The 15,797-nt window shown below is 63.7% G+C and carries 16 protein-coding genes; 9 read left to right on the forward strand and 7 right to left on the reverse strand.

Annotated elements, in window-relative coordinates; genetic code table 11:
- Positions 1-44 precede the first annotated feature (44 nt).
- The 9 genes from Q4G14_RS10220 to Q4G14_RS10260 all read left to right on the forward strand — a co-directional run bounded on the left by Q4G14_RS10220 (position 45) and on the right by Q4G14_RS10260 (position 8,973).
- Positions 45-1,361 carry a replication-associated recombination protein A gene (locus Q4G14_RS10220; protein WP_303361643.1) on the forward strand — a complete coding sequence of 439 codons (1,317 nt, stop codon included), beginning with the start codon at positions 45-47 and terminating at the stop codon, positions 1,359-1,361.
- A gap of 31 nt (positions 1,362-1,392) precedes the next feature.
- Complete coding sequence (gene crcB, locus Q4G14_RS10225; RefSeq protein WP_303361644.1) at positions 1,393-1,761, forward strand: fluoride efflux transporter CrcB; 369 nt, start codon at positions 1,393-1,395, stop codon at positions 1,759-1,761.
- Positions 1,758-2,822 carry an RluA family pseudouridine synthase gene (locus Q4G14_RS10230; RefSeq protein WP_303361645.1) on the forward strand — a complete coding sequence of 355 codons (1,065 nt, stop codon included), beginning with the start codon at positions 1,758-1,760 and terminating at the stop codon, positions 2,820-2,822. Before crcB ends, Q4G14_RS10230 begins: the two co-directional genes overlap by 4 nt.
- The gene (locus Q4G14_RS10235) at positions 2,819-3,475 is read left to right on the forward strand and encodes an HAD-IA family hydrolase (protein WP_303361646.1); all 657 of its coding nucleotides are present in this window, start codon (positions 2,819-2,821) and stop codon (positions 3,473-3,475) included. The genes Q4G14_RS10230 and Q4G14_RS10235 overlap by 4 nt, the downstream gene beginning before the upstream one ends.
- The gene (locus Q4G14_RS10240; RefSeq protein ID WP_303361647.1) at positions 3,472-4,191 is read left to right on the forward strand and encodes an ATP12 family chaperone protein; all 720 of its coding nucleotides are present in this window, start codon (positions 3,472-3,474) and stop codon (positions 4,189-4,191) included. Before Q4G14_RS10235 ends, Q4G14_RS10240 begins: the two co-directional genes overlap by 4 nt.
- 156 nt (positions 4,192-4,347) lie before the next feature.
- Positions 4,348-5,355, forward strand: coding sequence for an amino acid ABC transporter substrate-binding protein (locus Q4G14_RS10245; protein ID WP_303361710.1), 1,008 nt, complete (start codon positions 4,348-4,350; stop codon positions 5,353-5,355).
- A gap of 109 nt (positions 5,356-5,464) precedes the next feature.
- Positions 5,465-6,718 (forward strand): amino acid ABC transporter permease, encoded by a 1,254-nt coding sequence (locus Q4G14_RS10250; protein ID WP_303361648.1) that lies wholly within the window; start codon positions 5,465-5,467, stop codon positions 6,716-6,718.
- Between the two features lies 1 nt (position 6,719).
- A complete protein-coding gene (locus Q4G14_RS10255; protein WP_303361649.1) occupies positions 6,720-8,174 on the forward strand; it encodes an amino acid ABC transporter permease in 1,455 nt (484 codons plus the stop codon).
- 10 nt (positions 8,175-8,184) lie between these two features.
- Positions 8,185-8,973: an amino acid ABC transporter ATP-binding protein gene (locus Q4G14_RS10260; protein ID WP_303361650.1), complete on the forward strand. Its 789-nt coding sequence runs from the start codon at positions 8,185-8,187 to the stop codon at positions 8,971-8,973.
- A gap of 75 nt (positions 8,974-9,048) precedes the next feature.
- On the opposite strand, the gene Q4G14_RS10265 is transcribed toward Q4G14_RS10260, so the two are convergent.
- The 7 genes from Q4G14_RS10265 to Q4G14_RS10295 all read right to left on the reverse strand — a co-directional run bounded on the left by Q4G14_RS10265 (position 9,049) and on the right by Q4G14_RS10295 (position 15,769).
- Positions 9,049-9,567 carry a histidine phosphatase family protein gene (locus Q4G14_RS10265; protein WP_303361651.1) on the reverse strand — a complete coding sequence of 173 codons (519 nt, stop codon included), beginning with the start codon at positions 9,565-9,567 and terminating at the stop codon, positions 9,049-9,051.
- Positions 9,564-10,178 (reverse strand): ferredoxin, encoded by a 615-nt coding sequence (locus tag Q4G14_RS10270; protein ID WP_303361652.1) that lies wholly within the window; start codon positions 10,176-10,178, stop codon positions 9,564-9,566. The genes Q4G14_RS10265 and Q4G14_RS10270 overlap by 4 nt, the downstream gene beginning before the upstream one ends.
- Complete coding sequence (argB, locus tag Q4G14_RS10275) at positions 10,162-11,061, reverse strand: acetylglutamate kinase (RefSeq protein ID WP_303361711.1); 900 nt, start codon at positions 11,059-11,061, stop codon at positions 10,162-10,164. Before argB ends, Q4G14_RS10270 begins: the two co-directional genes overlap by 17 nt.
- 61 nt (positions 11,062-11,122) lie before the next feature.
- On the reverse strand, positions 11,123-11,773 hold the full coding sequence (gene yihA, locus Q4G14_RS10280) for a ribosome biogenesis GTP-binding protein YihA/YsxC (RefSeq protein ID WP_303361653.1): 651 nt from the start codon (positions 11,771-11,773) through the stop codon (positions 11,123-11,125).
- Entirely contained in the window at positions 11,770-12,516 is a 747-nt protein-coding gene (locus Q4G14_RS10285) for an MOSC domain-containing protein (protein ID WP_303361654.1), read from the reverse strand. Before Q4G14_RS10285 ends, yihA begins: the two co-directional genes overlap by 4 nt.
- Complete coding sequence (yidC, locus tag Q4G14_RS10290) at positions 12,513-14,351, reverse strand: membrane protein insertase YidC (protein WP_303361655.1); 1,839 nt, start codon at positions 14,349-14,351, stop codon at positions 12,513-12,515. Before yidC ends, Q4G14_RS10285 begins: the two co-directional genes overlap by 4 nt.
- Positions 14,352-14,470: 119 nt before the next feature.
- Entirely contained in the window at positions 14,471-15,769 is a 1,299-nt protein-coding gene (locus tag Q4G14_RS10295; RefSeq protein ID WP_303361656.1) for an EAL domain-containing protein, read from the reverse strand.
- Positions 15,770-15,797: the final 28 nt, after the last annotated feature.

The raw sequence follows: 15,797 nt of genomic DNA on the forward strand, positions 1-15,797 counted from the left end.
GGGGGATAGGATCGGCCGGGCAGGGCGCGTAAGCTGCCCCTGCTATGGCCGATCTTTTCGATTCCCTTCCCGACCCTACGCCGCCGAAACCTGCGGCGCATCGCCCTTTGGCTGACCGTATTCGCCCGCAATCGCTGGGCGACATCATCGGGCAGCAAAAGGTTCTGGGGCCTGATGGTCCGCTGGGGGCCATGCTTTCCGCGCGCAGCCTGACCTCGCTGATTTTATGGGGGCCGCCCGGCGTTGGCAAAACGACGATTGCCCGTCTTTTGGCGGACAAGACCGATCTGGCCTTTGTGCAGATCAGCGCGATATTCACCGGCGTGCCCGAGTTGCGCAAGATTTTCGACGCCGCGCGTCTGCGGCGCGATCAGGGCCGTGGCACACTGTTGTTCGTGGACGAGATCCACCGTTTCAACAAGGCGCAGCAGGACGGTTTCCTGCCGCATATGGAGGATGGCACGATTGTTCTGGTCGGTGCCACCACGGAAAACCCCTCATTTGAACTGAATGCCGCGCTTTTGTCGCGTTCGCAGGTGATCGTGCTGGAACGGCTGTCGCTGGCCGATCTGGAGCTGTTGGCGCAGCGGGCCGAGCGGGAACTGGGGCGCAAGCTGCCGCTGACCGCCGAGGCGCGCGACCGGCTGTTGGAAATGGCCGATGGCGATGGCCGCGCGATGCTGAACCTGATCGAGCAGGTTGCGGCGTGGCGGCTGGATGCGCCGCTGACCCCACCGGCCTTGGCGCAGCGGCTGATGCGGCGGGCGGCGAAATACGACAAATCGGGGGATGAGCATTACAACCTTATCAGCGCCTTGCACAAGTCGGTGCGCGGGTCCGACCCGGATGCGGCGCTGTATTGGCTGGCCCGGATGCTGGAGGGCGGCGAAGACCCCCGCTATCTGGCGCGGCGCATCACCCGCATGGCGGTCGAGGATATCGGGCTGGCCGACCCTGCGGCGCAGCGGCATTGTCTGGACGCCTGGGCCACTTATGAACGGCTTGGTTCACCCGAGGGCGAGTTGGCGCTGGCGCAGGCGGTGGTCTATCTGGCGCTGGCACCGAAATCGAACGCGGCCTATGTCGCCTATAAGGCCGCGCGCGAACAGGCGCGCAAGACCGGCAGCCTGATGCCTCCGGCGCATATTCTGAACGCGCCGACCAGCATGATGAAGGAACAGGGTTACGGCGCGGGCTATGCCTATGACCACGACGCCGAGGACGGCTTTAGCGGGCAGAATTACTTCCCTGACGGCATGAAGCGCCCCGTGCTTTACACCCCCGTCGAACGCGGCTTTGAGCGCGAGTTGAAAAAGCGGCTGGACTGGTTCGTTCAGCAACGTGCGCGGCGTGGCGGTTGACTTTGCGCCGGGCGCGTCACAGGAAACGCTGATGATGAACCCTTTTCTTCAGGTGGCGATTGGCGGGGCGGTTGGCTCGGTCGCGCGCTATTCGGTCGGGCGGCTGGTGGGCGCGGGTGGCCTGCCGCTGGCGACGCTGATCGTCAATGTGCTGGGCAGCTTTGCGATGGGCCTGCTGGCCGCCGCGCTGGCGCATCGCGGGGGCAGCGACCATGCGCCCTTGCTGCTGACCGGGTTTCTGGGCGGGTTTACCACGTTTTCGGCCTTTTCGCTGGATACGCTGACCCTGATCGAACGCGGGCAGGGCGTGGCGGCGGCGGGCTATGTCGCCGCTTCGGTCGGGTTGTCGCTGGTGGCGGTGATCGGCGGGCTGGCTTTGGGAAGGGGACTATTCGCATGAGCGGTGTTCAGATGATCCGCGTCGGTGACGAGGATGGCGATCAACGGCTGGACCGCTGGCTGAAGAAACGCTTTCCGCAACTGACGCAGGGCGCGGTGGAAAAATGGTGCCGCACCGGGCAGTTGCGCGTCGATGGCGGGCGGGTCAAGGCGGGCGACCGCATCGCCGCCGGGCAAGAGGTGCGCGTGCCGCCCTTGCCCGACGCCGCTGCCGCGCCCGTGCCCGCAGCCGCAAAACCCGCCGCCGCGCGTGTGCCGCAAAGCGATGCCGAGATGATTCAGGCCGCCGTGCTGTGGCGTGACGATCATATCATCGCGCTGAACAAGCCGCCGGGCCTGCCCTCGCAGGGCGGCTCGGGGCAGGGGGGGCGGCATGTGGACGGGCTGACGCCGGCGCTGATGTTCGGCTATAAGGACCGGCCCAAGCTGGTGCATCGGCTGGACAAGGACACGTCCGGCGTGCTGCTGCTGGCGCGCACCGACCGCATCGCCCGCGCCTTGTCCGAGGCGTTCCGCCACCGCACCACGCGCAAGATTTACTGGGCCGCCGTCGCAGGTGTGCCCAACCCGCGCATGGGCACGATCCGCTTTGGTCTGGTCAAGGCGCCGGGGCGTGGCCGGGGCGGCGAGGGTGAAAAGATGATCGCCGTCCACCCCCGCGACATTGACGCGACCGAAGGGGCCAAGCGCGCGACCACCGATTATGCGGTGCTGGATGCCCTGGGCACACGGGCCAGCTGGTGCGCGCTGGTGCCGGTGACGGGGCGCACGCATCAGTTGCGCGCGCATATGGCGGAAATCGGGCATCCCATTGTTGGCGACGGGAAATATGGCGGCTCGGGTCAGGAAAATCTGGGCGACGGCTGGGGCGCGCAACTGGGCGGAGACATCAGCCGCAAGCTGCATCTGCACGCCCGCAGCCTGTCGTTCGACCACCCGATCACCAAACGCCGCATCACCCTGACCGCGCCCTTGCCCGACCATATGCGGCGCACTTGGGCGTCGCTGGGCTGGCATGAAAACGATGTGCCCGCCGACCCGTTCGAGGAGGAAACCCCATGAAGCTGGTTGTGTTCGATGTCGATGGCACGCTGGTGGACAGTCAGGCGCTGATCGTTCAGGCGATGAATTACGCCTTTGATCTGGCCGGGGTGCCGCATCTGCCGCGCGAAACGGTGCTGTCCATCGTCGGGCTGTCGCTGCCGCAGGCGGTGGCGGCCCTGCTGCCCGACGCCGCGCCGCAGGTGCAGGCCGCCGTCGTCGATGGCTACAAGCACGCCTATATGACCAACCGCGTCGGGAACGAGCCACCGCTCTATCCCGGTGCGCGCGATTGTCTGGATGCGCTGGCGGCGCGCGATGATCTGTTGCTGGCCGTGGCCACGGGGAAATCGCGGCGCGGGCTGGATGCGGTGCTGGCGGCGCATGGTCTGACGCAGCGGTTCATCAGCCTGCAAACGGCGGATTTTCACCCCTCGAAACCGCATCCGGCCATGCTGATGGCGGCGCTGGATGACGGCGGGGTGCGACCTGATGCGGCGCTGATGATCGGCGACACCAGCTTTGACATGGAAATGGCGCGGGCCGCCGGGGTGGCGGGCTGGGGCGTCGGCTGGGGCTATCACCCCGCCACCGCGCTGCGCGATGCGGGTGCGCAGCGGGTCGAGGCCGACTTCGCCAGCCTGACCCGCGCGATAGAAGGATGGGCGGCATGAGCGAATGGAAAGTGCGGCGTTTCTGGAAGGCGGCCAGCATCCGCCCCGCCGAGGATGCCCAAGGATGGGAGGTCGCGCTGGACGGCAAGCCGCTGCGCACCCCCGGCAAGCTGCCGCTGATCCTGCCTACACAAGCTTTGGCGCAGGCCATCGCCGATGAGTGGGACGCGCAGGACGACATCATCCGGCCCGACCGGATGCCGCTGACCCGCGCCGCCAATTCGGCCATCGAAAAGGTGCAGCCGCAGTTTCACGCCGTGGCGCAGATGCTGGCCGATTATGGCGGCACCGACCTGCTGTGCTATCGCGCTGAACAGCCCGAGATGTTGGTCCAGCAGCAGGCCGAGGGTTGGGATCCGCTGGTTGACTGGTCCGCCAGTGAACTGGGCGCGCCGCTGAAGATCACGCATGGCGTTATCCCGGTGCCGCAAGATCAGGCATCTTTGCTGCGTCTGCACGCCGAAGTCGCGGCGCTGGATGCTTTTGGCCTGACGGCGCTGCACGATCTGGTGACTTTGCCCGGCTCGCTTGTGCTGGGGCTGGCGGTGATCCGGGGCCGTCTGGATGCGCAACAGGCGCATGATCTGTCGCGGATTGATGAGGAATTTCAAGCCCAGGCCTGGGGCCGCGACGCCGAGGCAGACGAAGCCGCCGAAAACCGCCGCGCTGCGATGCTGGTGGCGGAACGGCTTTGGCATTTGTCGCGGCCGACCTGATCGCGGGATCAACTTTCTTGACGGGCTTGGGTGTATCGGCACAATGTTGCCTAATGCAACCGGATGCCCGCCTGGGCTGACACAGGAAACGGGGGCAAACCCCGCGCCTGCACATGTGACCAACAGAGAGGATAAAACGTGAAAGCAACTGTATTTCTGGGCAGCGCCGCAGCCGTCGCCCTGACTGCGGGCGGCGCATTTGCACAGGCTGGCGATACGCTGGCGCAGGTGAAACAGCGCGACGAACTGATTTGCGGCGTCAACACCGGGCTGGCCGGCTTTGCCGCCCCCGATGCCAATGGCAACTGGTCGGGGTTCGACGTGGCCTTTTGCAAGGCACTGGCCGCTGCGGTTCTGGGCGATGCCAACAAGGTGCGCTATGTGCCGACGACCGGGCAGACCCGCTTTACCGCGCTGTCCTCGGGCGAGGTGGACGTGCTGGCGCGCAACTCGACCTGGACGTTTTCGCGCGATACCGACCTCAAGCTGGATTTCGTCGGCGTCAATTATTACGACGGGCAGGGCTTTATGGTGCGCCGCGATCTGGGCGTGACCTCGGCCAAGGAACTGGACGGCGCGACCGTCTGCATCCAGACCGGCACCACCACCGAACTGAATCTGGCCGATTATTTCCGCGCCAATAACATGAGCTATCAGCCCGTCAACATCGACAGCAATGCCGAGGGCGAACAGCAGTATATCGCAGGAGCCTGCGATGCCTATACGACCGACGCTTCGGGCCTTGCCGCCACTCGCGCGGCCTTTGCCGACCCGGAAAATCATGTCATCCTGCCGGAAATCATCTCGAAAGAGCCGCTTGGCCCGGCGGTGCGGCACGGCGATGACAACTGGGGCGACATCGCGCGCTGGACCCTGTATGCGCTGATCGCCGCCGAGGAATACGGCGTCACCTCGGCCAATATCGACGAATTGTCGGCGAATTCGAACAACCCCGAAGTTCAGCGCCTGCTGGGCACCACCGACAATCTGGGCGCGATGATCGGGCTGGATGCCGAATGGGCGCGGCGCGCGATCAAGGCCGGTGGCAACTATGGCGAGATTTTCGCCTCGACCATCGGGGAACAGACCCCCATCGGGCTGGCGCGCGGGCTGAACGCGCAATGGACGCAGGGCGGGCTGATGTATGCGATGCCGTTCCGCTGAGGGCTGATCGACACGGGCGCAGGACATAACCTGCGCCCGTTTTTTCTGGCACAGACCCGCCACCGATTCAGAGGGCGCCAAGCCCCGCAGGCGGGAACAGGGGAAAGACATGACCGATTTTCCGGGGCCGGGCCGCCAGCCCTTTCGGCCCAGCATGTTGATCTATGATCGCCGTTACAGGTCGATGACCTTTCAGGTGATTGTTTTTATTCTGTTTATGCTGTTCGCGTGGTGGCTGATCGGGAATACGATCGCCAACCTTGCCCGCGTGAACAAGGATTTCAACTTTGGCTTTCTGTGGCAGCGGGCGGGCTATGACGTCCCGCAGGTGCCGATCCCCTATACCTCGGATGACACGCATTTCCGCGCCACTCTGGTCGGGCTGGTCAACACGCTGATCGTGTCGGTGCTGGGCTGTATCGCGGCGACCGTGCTGGGGGTGATCGTGGGCGTGGCGCGGCTGTCGGGGAACTGGCTGATCGCGCGGCTGATGACCGTCTATGTCGAGATTTTCCGCAACATGCCCCTGCTGCTGTGGATTCTGATTATTCTGGCGATTTTCACCGAGCTGTTGCCGCCGCCCAATGCCTTTCGTGGCGACAATCCCATCGCCTCGATGATCCTGTTCGATAGTGTGGCGTTGACCAACCGCTATACGGCGGTGCCTGCGCTGGGGATGGCGAACGATCCCGGCAGTCTGAGCCTTGGCGGCGTGACCATTGGCTGGGCCGTCATCGCCTTTGCGGCGGCGCTGACCGGCGGCTGGTTCCTGCGGCGCGCCATCAACCGGCGGGCGCAGGCGCGGCAGGATCAGACAGGCCGCCGCCCGGTGACGTGGTGGATCAACCTTGCGGTGATGGTGGTGCCGTCGCTGCTGTTGATCCGGTATTTCGGCATCGAACTGAACGCCCCCGAACTGCGCGGCTTTAACTTTGCCGGCGGGATGAATTTGCAAAACGCGCTGATCGTGCTGTGGCTGGCGCTGACGCTGTATACGGCGGCGTTCATTGCGGAAATCGTGCGCGCGGGAATTATGGCCGTCAGCAAGGGCCAGACCGAGGCTGCCTATGCGCTGGGGCTGCGGCCCAACCGCACCATGCAACTGGTGATCCTGCCGCAGGCGCTGCGCGTCATCATTCCGCCGCTTATCAGCCAGTATCTGAACCTGACCAAGAACAGCTCGCTGGCCATCGCGGTCGGCTATATGGACCTGCGCGGCACGTTGGGCGGCACCACGCTGAACCAGACCGGGCGCGAGCTGGAATCCATCGTGCTGATGATGCTGATCTATCTGGCGCTGAGCCTGATGATCTCGGGTTTGATGAACATCTATAACGCCCGTGTGCGCCTGAAGGAGCGGTGAGATGAGCGAGACACACGCCCAAACCGTCGCCTTTGTCCGCGACACCATGCTGCCCCCCGCCGATCCGCCGACGCAGCAGGCAGGTGCGGTCAAATGGCTGCGCGAGAACCTGTTCTCTGGCCCGGTCAATTCCGCGCTGACCGTTCTGGGCCTGCTGGCCATCTGGTATCTGGTGGCCAGTTCGTGGGACTGGCTGGCGCATTCCGTCTGGAACGCCAGCAGCCTGACCGAATGCCGCCAGATCATCGCCGCCACCTGGGGCGAGGGCGCGCGCGGCGCCTGCTGGGCCGTCATCCGCGAGCGTTGGAACCAATACACCTTCGGCTTTTACCCGCCCGCGCTGTATTGGCGCCCGACGATGACCTTTGGCCTGCTGCTGGTGGCCCTGGCCCCGGTGCTGTTTTCGGAATCGCGGCTGATCCGGCGCTGCGTTCTGGCCGTGGCGGCTGTCGGCACGCTGTTGGCGATGATCGCGCTGTCCGCGCCGATGCCTTGGCTGATCTTTGCCGCCGCCACCATGTTCGGCGCGCTGCTGCTGGCCGAACGGCACTCGGTCTGGCTGCTGATCTTTTCAGCGGCTTTTCCGGTTCTGGGCGTGTGGTTTTTGTGGGGCGGCTCGCTGTGGGGGCCGCTGATGGTGCCGGTTGCGATCGGCGTCGGCGTGCTGGTCTGGTGGCTGGCCGGGCGCATCTTGCCGATGCTTGCGCCACTTGCCGGGATCATGGCCGCGCTGCTGTTCTGGCAGTTTCTGGCCGCTGACGTGGCCGAGGATGCCGAGGGGCTGATCTCGCTGTCGATCCCGGCGGTGCGGTCAACACTGTTTGGCGGCTTTCTGTTGTCGATCACCATCGGCGTGGCTGGCATCGTGATGTCGCTGCCGCTGGGGATCGTCCTTGCGCTGGCCCGGCGGTCGGACATGTTTCTGGTCAAGTCGCTGGCGGTGATGTTCATCGAGTTCATCCGCGGCGTGCCGCTGATTACGCTGTTGTTCGTGGCCTCGCTGCTGTTGAACTATTTCCTGCCGCCCGGCACGAGCTTTGATATCATCTTGCGGGTCATCATCATGGTGACGCTGTTTTCCGCCGCCTATATGGCCGAGGTGATCCGCGGCGGTCTGGCCGCGCTGCCCAAGGGCCAATACGAGGCCGCCGACGCGCTTGGGCTGGATTACTGGAAGGCGCAGCGGCTGATTATTCTGCCGCAGGCGCTGAAAATCTCGATCCCCGGCATCGTGTCCACCTTTATCGGCATGTTCAAGGATACCACGCTGGTCACATTCGTCGGGCTGTATGACCCGCTGAAATCCATGTCCGACGCCGTTCGCGCCAATGTCGAATGGAAGGGCATCTATTGGGAGCCGTATATCTTTGTCGGCGCCGTCTTTTTCATCATCTGTTTCGGCATGTCGCGCTATTCCATGTATCTGGAACGCCACCTTGCCCGCGACCATCGCTGAGGACCACGCCATGAGCGACGCCATCACCCGCCAGATCGACCACAGCCAGATGCAGGTTTCCGACGAGATTGCCATTGAAATCAGTCGTATGAACAAATGGTATGGCAGTTTTCACGTTCTGCGCGACATTGATCTGACCGTGCATCAGGGCGAACGCATCGTGATCGCCGGTCCGTCCGGGTCGGGGAAATCGACGCTGATCCGCTGCATCAACCGGCTGGAGGAACACCAGTCGGGCCGCATCGTCGTGGATGGCACCGAACTGACCAACGACCTGAAGAATATCGACAAGGTGCGGTCCGAGGTGGGGATGGTCTTTCAGCATTTTAACCTGTTCCCGCATCTGACGGTTCTGGAAAACTGCACGCTGGCCCCGATCTGGGTGCGAAAGCTGCCCAGAAAGCAGGCCGAGGAAACGGCGATGCACTTTCTGTCCAAGGTCAAGATCCCCGATCAGGCGCTGAAATATCCGGGGCAATTGTCAGGCGGTCAGCAACAACGGGTCGCCATTGCCCGCTCGCTATGTATGCAGCCGCGCATCATGCTGTTCGACGAACCGACCAGCGCGCTGGACCCCGAGATGATTAAAGAGGTGCTGGATACGATGATCCAGCTGGCTCAGGAAGGCATGACGATGATCTGTGTCACCCACGAAATGGGCTTTGCGCAGGCGGTGGCGAATCGGGTGATCTTTATGGATCAGGGGCAGATCGTGGAACAGAACACCCCGCATGAGTTCTTTAACAACCCGCAATCCGAGCGAACGCGACTGTTCCTGAGCCAGATCCTGGGGCACTGATGCCGATTGCGTCCCGCGATGGCCGGGGGTTTCACACCCCCGGACCCCCGTGGGATATTTGCAGACCAAAGATTATCAGTAGCGCCCGTCGAGGCGGACAAAATCCATTACGCTGCCGTCGCCGGGGCGCAGGTCGTTCCAGTTGTCGGTCTGGAAATCGACCACCAGTGTGGCAGCGGTGGGATAGCGGCGGAAGTCGGGGTCCAGCGGCGGACGGGCGGGCAGCATGGCGGCAAATTCGGCGATACCGGGGTTGTGGCCCAGCATCATCACCGTTGGTTGGGTTGCCGTGCGCAAGATCGACAGCATTTTGTCGGGGCTGGCGTGATACAGGCCTTTTTCGATGCGCAGCAGCGGGCGCACCTCCATCGCGGCAAGCGCCACGCGTTCCCATGTTTCCTGCGTGCGCCGCGCGGATGAGCAAAGCACCTCTTCGGGTTCGTAGCCACGGCTGGCCAGCCAGTCGCCAAGGGCGCGGGCCGAGCGTCGCCCGCGGTCGTTAAGGGGGCGGTCGTGATCCTCCATCGCCGGATCGTCCCAGGACGATTTGGCGTGGCGGGTCAGGATCAGGCGTCGATGTCCAAGCGGTGTCATGGATGAAAGGCCCTCATATGCCAAGCCGACTGTTCCGGTAGCCTGCCACAGCCTTGGCTGATGGGGCAAGCGCGACGAGCGATGCAACCCATTGAAAGGCAATCCTGACCCGCGATCTGGTTCAGATGGGCGTGGCAGGCCCTTGTATCGTAGGCCGGGCGAAAGGCACCGGCGGGGCAGGCGGTCAGGCAGGGTTGATGGCATTTTGCACAAGGCGAGGGCTGCGCAGGTGATTCTGGCGGTGGTTGTGGCAGAATCAGTGCGCCGCGAAAGCTGATGAACAGGCCCATCCGGTCATGGACCAGCATTCCTATCGGCGAAGAAAAGCAGCGCCCGGATGCAAGCGCCCATGCCGCGAATGGCGGGTAGGGCGGCCCGTCGGATGGGAATACGGCAGGAACGCCCAGTTCCGCCGCCCATGTGCCGATGATCCGCTTGGACCAGCGATCCATCGGATCGGGCAGGCCGTCGCCATATTCGGGCGATGCCGTGAACAGCGACCAAAAGCCGGGTTCATCCGGCGATACCAGCACCGCCGCGCCGCCATCAGCCGGGGCGTGGCCCGTGATGCACAGCCCGGCGGGCGGGATCAGGTCAGAGACCGCTGTCACCTTGCCGCAATCCGCGTGGCTTGACCCGAGGCTCGGTCTCGCGGATCAGGCTGCCCGCGCCGTGTTCGGTGAACAGTTCCAGCAGGCAGGCGTTCGGCACCCGGCCATCGAGGATGACCACGGCGCGCACGCCTTCTTCGATTGCTTTAAGCGCGGTTTCCGTTTTCGGGATCATCCCGCCCGCGATGCTGCCATCTGCGATCATCGCGCGCACCTGTTCGGGGTGCATCTGCGTTACCACCGCGCCCGAGGCATCCTTGACGCCGGATACATCGGTCAGCAGCAGCAGCCGGTCGGCCCTGAGCGCACCGGCAATCGCGCCCGCCGCCGTGTCGCCGTTGACGTTGAAGGTTTCGTTATCCTCCATGCCGGTGGCAACGGGGGCGATAACGGGGATCATGCCGGCGCTGTAAAGATCGCGGATGATCTGGACGTTCATCTCGATCGGGCGACCGACGAAGCCCAGTTCGGGGTCGTCCACCTCGCAGACCATCAGGTCGTCATCCTTGCCCGAGATGCCGACGGCGCGACCGCCTTCGTCGTTGATGGCCTGAACGATGCGCTTGTTGACAAGGCCGGACAGGACCATTTCGACCACCTCGACCGCCTCTTTGGTGGTGACGCGCTTGCCGCGCACGAAATGGCTTTCGATGTTCAGGCGGCTGAGCAGGTCGTTAATCATCGGGCCGCCGCCGTGGACGACAACCGGGTGGATGCCGACCTGTTTCATCAGCACGACGTCGCGGGCAAATTCGGCCATCGCCGCATCGTCGCCCATGGCATTGCCGCCGAACTTGACCACCACCACCGCGCCGGAATAGCGCTGCATATAGGGCAGAGCTTCGGAGAGTGTCTTGGCGGTGGTCGTCCAGTCGCGGTTCATATCCTGCTTTCTCATCTGTCAGCCCCTGATCTTCGGTGCCAGCCTAGGCGGTGTGCCGCAGTCAGTCCAGACCGGCGATGATCGCCCGCAGGGTCGCGATCCCTTGCCCCTTGTCTGAGGATGTCACCACCAGTTCAGGAAAGGCGGCGGGGTGTTTTTGCAGCTCGGCTTCGACCTGTGCCAGCAGGGGCGGGATGGCTGCGGTGCCGATCTTGTCGGCCTTGGTCAGCACGACCTGAAACGGCACGGCGGAACGATCCAGCAGGGTCATGATTTCGTGGTCCACCGGCTTGATGCCGTGGCGCGAATCAATCAGGCAAAAGGCGCGGCGCAAGGTCGGGCGACCGGCCAGATATGATTTCAGCAGCGCCTGCCATTTGGCCACCACCGCGACCGGCGCCTTGGCAAAGCCATAGCCCGGCAGGTCCACCAGATAGCTGTGATCGCCCAGGGTGAAATAGTTGATTTCCTGCGTCCGCCCCGGCGTGTTCGATGCCCGCGCCAACCCCTTGCGCCCTGTCAGGGCATTGATAAGGCTGGATTTCCCGACATTACTGCGCCCGGCAAAGCACACCTCGGGGCGGTCTGCCGGGGGCAGGCCGTTCATGGCGACGACACCTTTGAGGAAATCGACCGGGCCGGCAAACAGCAACCGCGCCGCCTCGGCCGTTTCGGGCGCGGGGTCAGGGGCGGTGGGGAATGCGACTTTCATATGCTTACCTCGTCGCCGATGGCGATTTTACCGCCCGAGACCACCTCGGCAAAGATGCCGAAATCGGTGTGCCCATAGCGGGCAGACAGTTCTGACAGCATATCCACATCCTGTTTGCCCGTGGCGGGGTTTGCGCCCGGAACCACGCAGCGGGCGATGTTTTCCGCTACCCGCAGCTCGACCGGGCCGATGCGGATGGTTTGGCCGATCAGGTCACGTTCGGCCCAAGGCGCCCAGCCATCGACCCAAAGATTACCGCGCCAGCGTTCGATCTCAAGCGGTTTGCCCAGATCCGACGACAGCGCGGCCAGCGAGGTCAGCGACAGGATGGAAACATAGGGTGCCCGGTCATCCGTCCAGATACCGGGACCGCGCACCAGCCGCGTCGGCGCAGGTTTGTCGGCGGGCCAAAGCGGGGCCAGCCACGCGATCAACTGCGCGCCTTGGGTGGCGGGATCAAGCTGGATGTCGGGGCGGTCCGGGTGGGTCAGCGCGATATGATCGCCTTGCCAGCCGCCCTGAACCGCCTGCAAATCCAGTGCTGCCGCGCCCCGGACGAAACAGGATTTGGGCAGCCAGCGGTCAGGTTCGCCGTCGATATGCCGTTCACCATTTTCCGTCAGAACGGCCCATTCCCGGTCGCCCGGCAGACGCCGGGCCGCCGACAGAGCAATACTGTCCAGCCCTTCGCCGCCAAGCGATTTGATCGGGTGGCGGCGGATATGGGCCAGACGCGCGGTCATTTACCGCCTTTTTTTGAACGGGACGGCATCGAGGATTTGATGTTGCCGAACAGATCGGGCCGGTGTCCGTGCATCGACATGATCGAATATTGCTGAATGATGGTGATGACGTTGTTGGTGATCCAGTACAGCACCAGCCCCGAGGCAAAGCCACCCAGCATGAACATGAATACCCACGGCATCCACGCAAAGATCATCTTTTGCGTCGGGTCTGCGGGTGCCGGGTTCAGCTTTTGTTGCAGCCACATGCTGACGCCAAGCGCGATTGCCAGGGCGGGCAGCGACAGCGAATGCAGCATGGTGCCCTGTGCGGGGGCCGCGAACGGCAGCAGGCCGAACAGGTTCAGCAGGCTGGATGGGTCGGGCGCCGACAGGTCGCGCAGCCAGCCGATCCACGGCGCATGACGCAGCTCGATGGTGACGAAGATCACTTTATACAGGCTGAAAAAGATCGGGATTTGCAGCAGAATGGGCAGACAGCCCGCCGCCGGGTTGACCTTTTCACGCTTGTAAAGGGCCATCACCTCTTGTTGGAACTTCATCCGGTCGTCGCCGGTGCGTTCCTTGATCGCCTCCATCTCGGGCTGAAGCTCCTTCATCTTGGCCATCGAGATGTAGGATTTCCGCGCCAGCGGGAAGACCAGCAGTTTAAGGATAAAGGTCAGCGCGATGATCGCCCAGCCCATGTTGCCGATCATGCCGTGCAGCCAGTGCAGCAGGCGGAAGATCGGCTTGGTCAGGAAATAGAACCAGCCCCAGTCGATGGAATCGACAAACCGCTGAATCCCCGGCGCAGTTTCATAGGAACGGATGATTTCCCATTCTTTCGCGCCGGCAAACAGATAGCTGGCCGCCGCGACCGTGGTGCCGGGCATGACCGTCTGCATCGGATAGCGTGCTTCGGTTTGATAGATGTCGGCCCCTTCGGCATATTTCACCACTGCGGTGAACGATTGGCCGGGCGCAGGTGCCAAGGTGGCCATCCAGTATTTGTCGGTAAAGCCGATCCAGCCATTTTCCTCGACGTTCAGGACGCGGGCGCGACCCTCGCGGTCCACGAGGTCCAGCCCGGCAATGTCTTTGTATTTCAACTCGACCAGTTTGCCGTCCTGCATCCCGACCGCGCCTTCATGCAGCACGAAAAAGTTCTGCGTGTCGGGGCGGCCATGGCGGGCCAGAATGCCGTAAGGTGCCGCCGCGAATGCCGCATCGCCCCGGTTTTCCAGTGATTGCGACACCGTGAACATATAGTGGTCGTCAAGTTCAAAGGTGCGGCGGAAGGTCTGGCCTGCGCCATTGTCCCAGAACAGCGTCACCGGCTGGCCGGGCGACAGCGTAGCCCCCGATTCCACCTGCCAGATCGTGGCAGGGCCGGGCACAAGGGCCGGATCGGTGCCCGCGCCGGGCATCCAGCCATAAACGGCATAATAGGGTTTCGTGGGCACTACGCCCGGTGCCGTGGCGGTGGCATCCGGGCCGGATGTCGGGGACAAAAGCCGGACATGCGGCGAATTGGCGTCCAGCGTTTCGCGGTAATCCAGCAGCAGCAGGTCATCAATCCGCCCGCCCGCCAGCGAGATCGAACCGCTGAGCGACTGCGACGAGATCTCAACCCGACCAGCGGCGCTGGCAGGGTCTGACAGCGCGGCCGGTGTGCCTGCCGTGTCGGTTGCCGTGCCGGCAACGGTGACGCCGCCGGTGCTGTCCTGAACAACGGCGGTTTCGGTGGGGGCTGTGGGCGGTGGTGGTTCGGGGGCGAACAGCGTGTACCACACCACGATCACAAGAAACGACAGCACCGTCGCCAGAATCAGATTGCGGTTGTTGTCTTCCATTGCCCCACCAAAGTCTGTGTTATTCCGGCGCAGGTTCAACAGAACGGGCTGTGAAAGGTCAAGCGGAAACCGGGCTGCCAGCCGCCGGGGCAGGAAAAACCCCGCCCCGCCCGGCTGATTCAGGCACGGCGTTGCAGCAAGTCCGAAATCTCGCCCTGCTTGATCTGATAGCCCGCAATAAATTCCGAGCATCGGTCAACCGACATCGGCCTGCCGATCACATAGCCCTGCACCTGATCGACGCCGATCTGGGCCAGAAAGGAATGTTCTTCCGGCGTTTCGACCCCTTCCGCCAGCGTGGCAATGCCCAGACGTTCGGCCAGTGCCAGAATGGCCAGAATCATCCGCTGTTGCGCCGGGTCTGCATGACATTCCGCCACAAAGCTGCGGTCAATCTTGATCCGGTGAACGCCAAAGTGACGGATCGACCCGAGGCTGGCATAGCCGGTGCCGAAATCGTCCATATCAATGCAGCAACCTGCCTCGGCCAGGCGGGCCAGATTTTCGCGCGTGCGTTCGCAACTGTTGATCGGGCCGATGCTTTCCAGCAGTTCCAGCACCAGACGCGAAGGCGCGATTTCCTGTCGGTCCAGTTCCCAGAACACCATGTCGGCAAAGCCCGTATCCGACAGCGCCGAGGATGAAACGTTCAGCGCGACGCTGGGCACGTCCAGCCCTTCGGCATCCCAGCGGCGCAGTGCGGTCAGCGCCTGGCGCAGAATTTGATGCGTCAGGGCGGCATGGTCCAGATCGTTCATGCCAGCCATGAAGGCCGCTGGCCCCAGCAGCCCGCGCGACGGGTGGTTCCAGCGGGCCAAAGCCTCGAACCCGGTGATGCGGCCGGAATTGCAGCAGACCTGTGGCTGAAAATACGCCTCGATCTGGCCTTCGGCCACCGCCTCGGCGATGGTCGAGGGCTGGCTGGGGCGGCGCCAGTGATAATCATGCGGAATCAGCACGATACGCCCCAGTTCTTCGGGCGTGGTTTCCGACAGGCGGTCGCGGGCAAAGCCGATCATGTCGTGGCTGGCGACATGGCCCGCGCCGGTGTTTTCGATCAGAACCCCGGTCAGAACCGGCGTCACCACGCGGCCATTCGCCTGAACCGGCTGCTGGCATCCGGCCTGCAACCGCTGTGCGATGCGCATGGCCTCAACCTCGGACCGGGTGTGCAGCAGCACGGTAAAGATGCCGGGCGCGGCAATCTGCACCGGGTCATTCGGGCGGACGGCGCGGGTCATGCGCATCGACAGTTGCACCAGCAGATGGGCAAAGCCCGCGTGGCCCAGATATTCGGTCAGAAGTTCAACATTTTCCAGCCGCAGCACCAGCGCCAGCCGGTCGCGGGAACGGGTTCCCTGCATCATGCGCAAAAAGGGTTGCGCGATGCGCTGATAAAACGGGGGCTGACTGGTCATCCGCAATCCGATCCTGACTTCGACTCAA

Origin of the sequence: Paracoccus sp. (in: a-proteobacteria) (assembly GCF_030538755.1) — a bacterium.
Lineage (GTDB): Bacteria > Pseudomonadota > Alphaproteobacteria > Rhodobacterales > Rhodobacteraceae > Paracoccus.

Bases quoted from the DNA above. Each gene is read 5' to 3' on its own strand.
- Q4G14_RS10240 (WP_303361647.1), top strand. From the start codon at position 3,472: ATGAGCGAATGGAAAGTGCGGCGTTTCTGGAAGGCGGCCAGCATCCGC.
- Q4G14_RS10235 (WP_303361646.1), top strand. From the start codon at position 2,819: ATGAAGCTGGTTGTGTTCGATGTCGATGGCACGCTGGTGGACAGTCAG.
- Q4G14_RS10255 (WP_303361649.1), top strand. From the start codon at position 6,720: ATGAGCGAGACACACGCCCAAACCGTCGCCTTTGTCCGCGACACCATG.
- Q4G14_RS10250 (WP_303361648.1), top strand. From the start codon at position 5,465: ATGACCGATTTTCCGGGGCCGGGCCGCCAGCCCTTTCGGCCCAGCATG.
- argB (WP_303361711.1), bottom strand. From the start codon at position 11,061: ATGAACCGCGACTGGACGACCACCGCCAAGACACTCTCCGAAGCTCTG.
- Q4G14_RS10220 (WP_303361643.1), top strand. From the start codon at position 45: ATGGCCGATCTTTTCGATTCCCTTCCCGACCCTACGCCGCCGAAACCT.
- Q4G14_RS10265 (WP_303361651.1), bottom strand. From the start codon at position 9,567: ATGACACCGCTTGGACATCGACGCCTGATCCTGACCCGCCACGCCAAA.
- Q4G14_RS10295 (WP_303361656.1), bottom strand. From the start codon at position 15,769: ATGACCAGTCAGCCCCCGTTTTATCAGCGCATCGCGCAACCCTTTTTG.
- Q4G14_RS10285 (WP_303361654.1), bottom strand. From the start codon at position 12,516: ATGACCGCGCGTCTGGCCCATATCCGCCGCCACCCGATCAAATCGCTT.
- Q4G14_RS10230 (WP_303361645.1), top strand. From the start codon at position 1,758: ATGAGCGGTGTTCAGATGATCCGCGTCGGTGACGAGGATGGCGATCAA.
- Q4G14_RS10260 (WP_303361650.1), top strand. From the start codon at position 8,185: ATGAGCGACGCCATCACCCGCCAGATCGACCACAGCCAGATGCAGGTT.
- yidC (WP_303361655.1), bottom strand. From the start codon at position 14,351: ATGGAAGACAACAACCGCAATCTGATTCTGGCGACGGTGCTGTCGTTT.
- crcB (WP_303361644.1), top strand. From the start codon at position 1,393: ATGATGAACCCTTTTCTTCAGGTGGCGATTGGCGGGGCGGTTGGCTCG.
- yihA (WP_303361653.1), bottom strand. From the start codon at position 11,773: ATGAAAGTCGCATTCCCCACCGCCCCTGACCCCGCGCCCGAAACGGCC.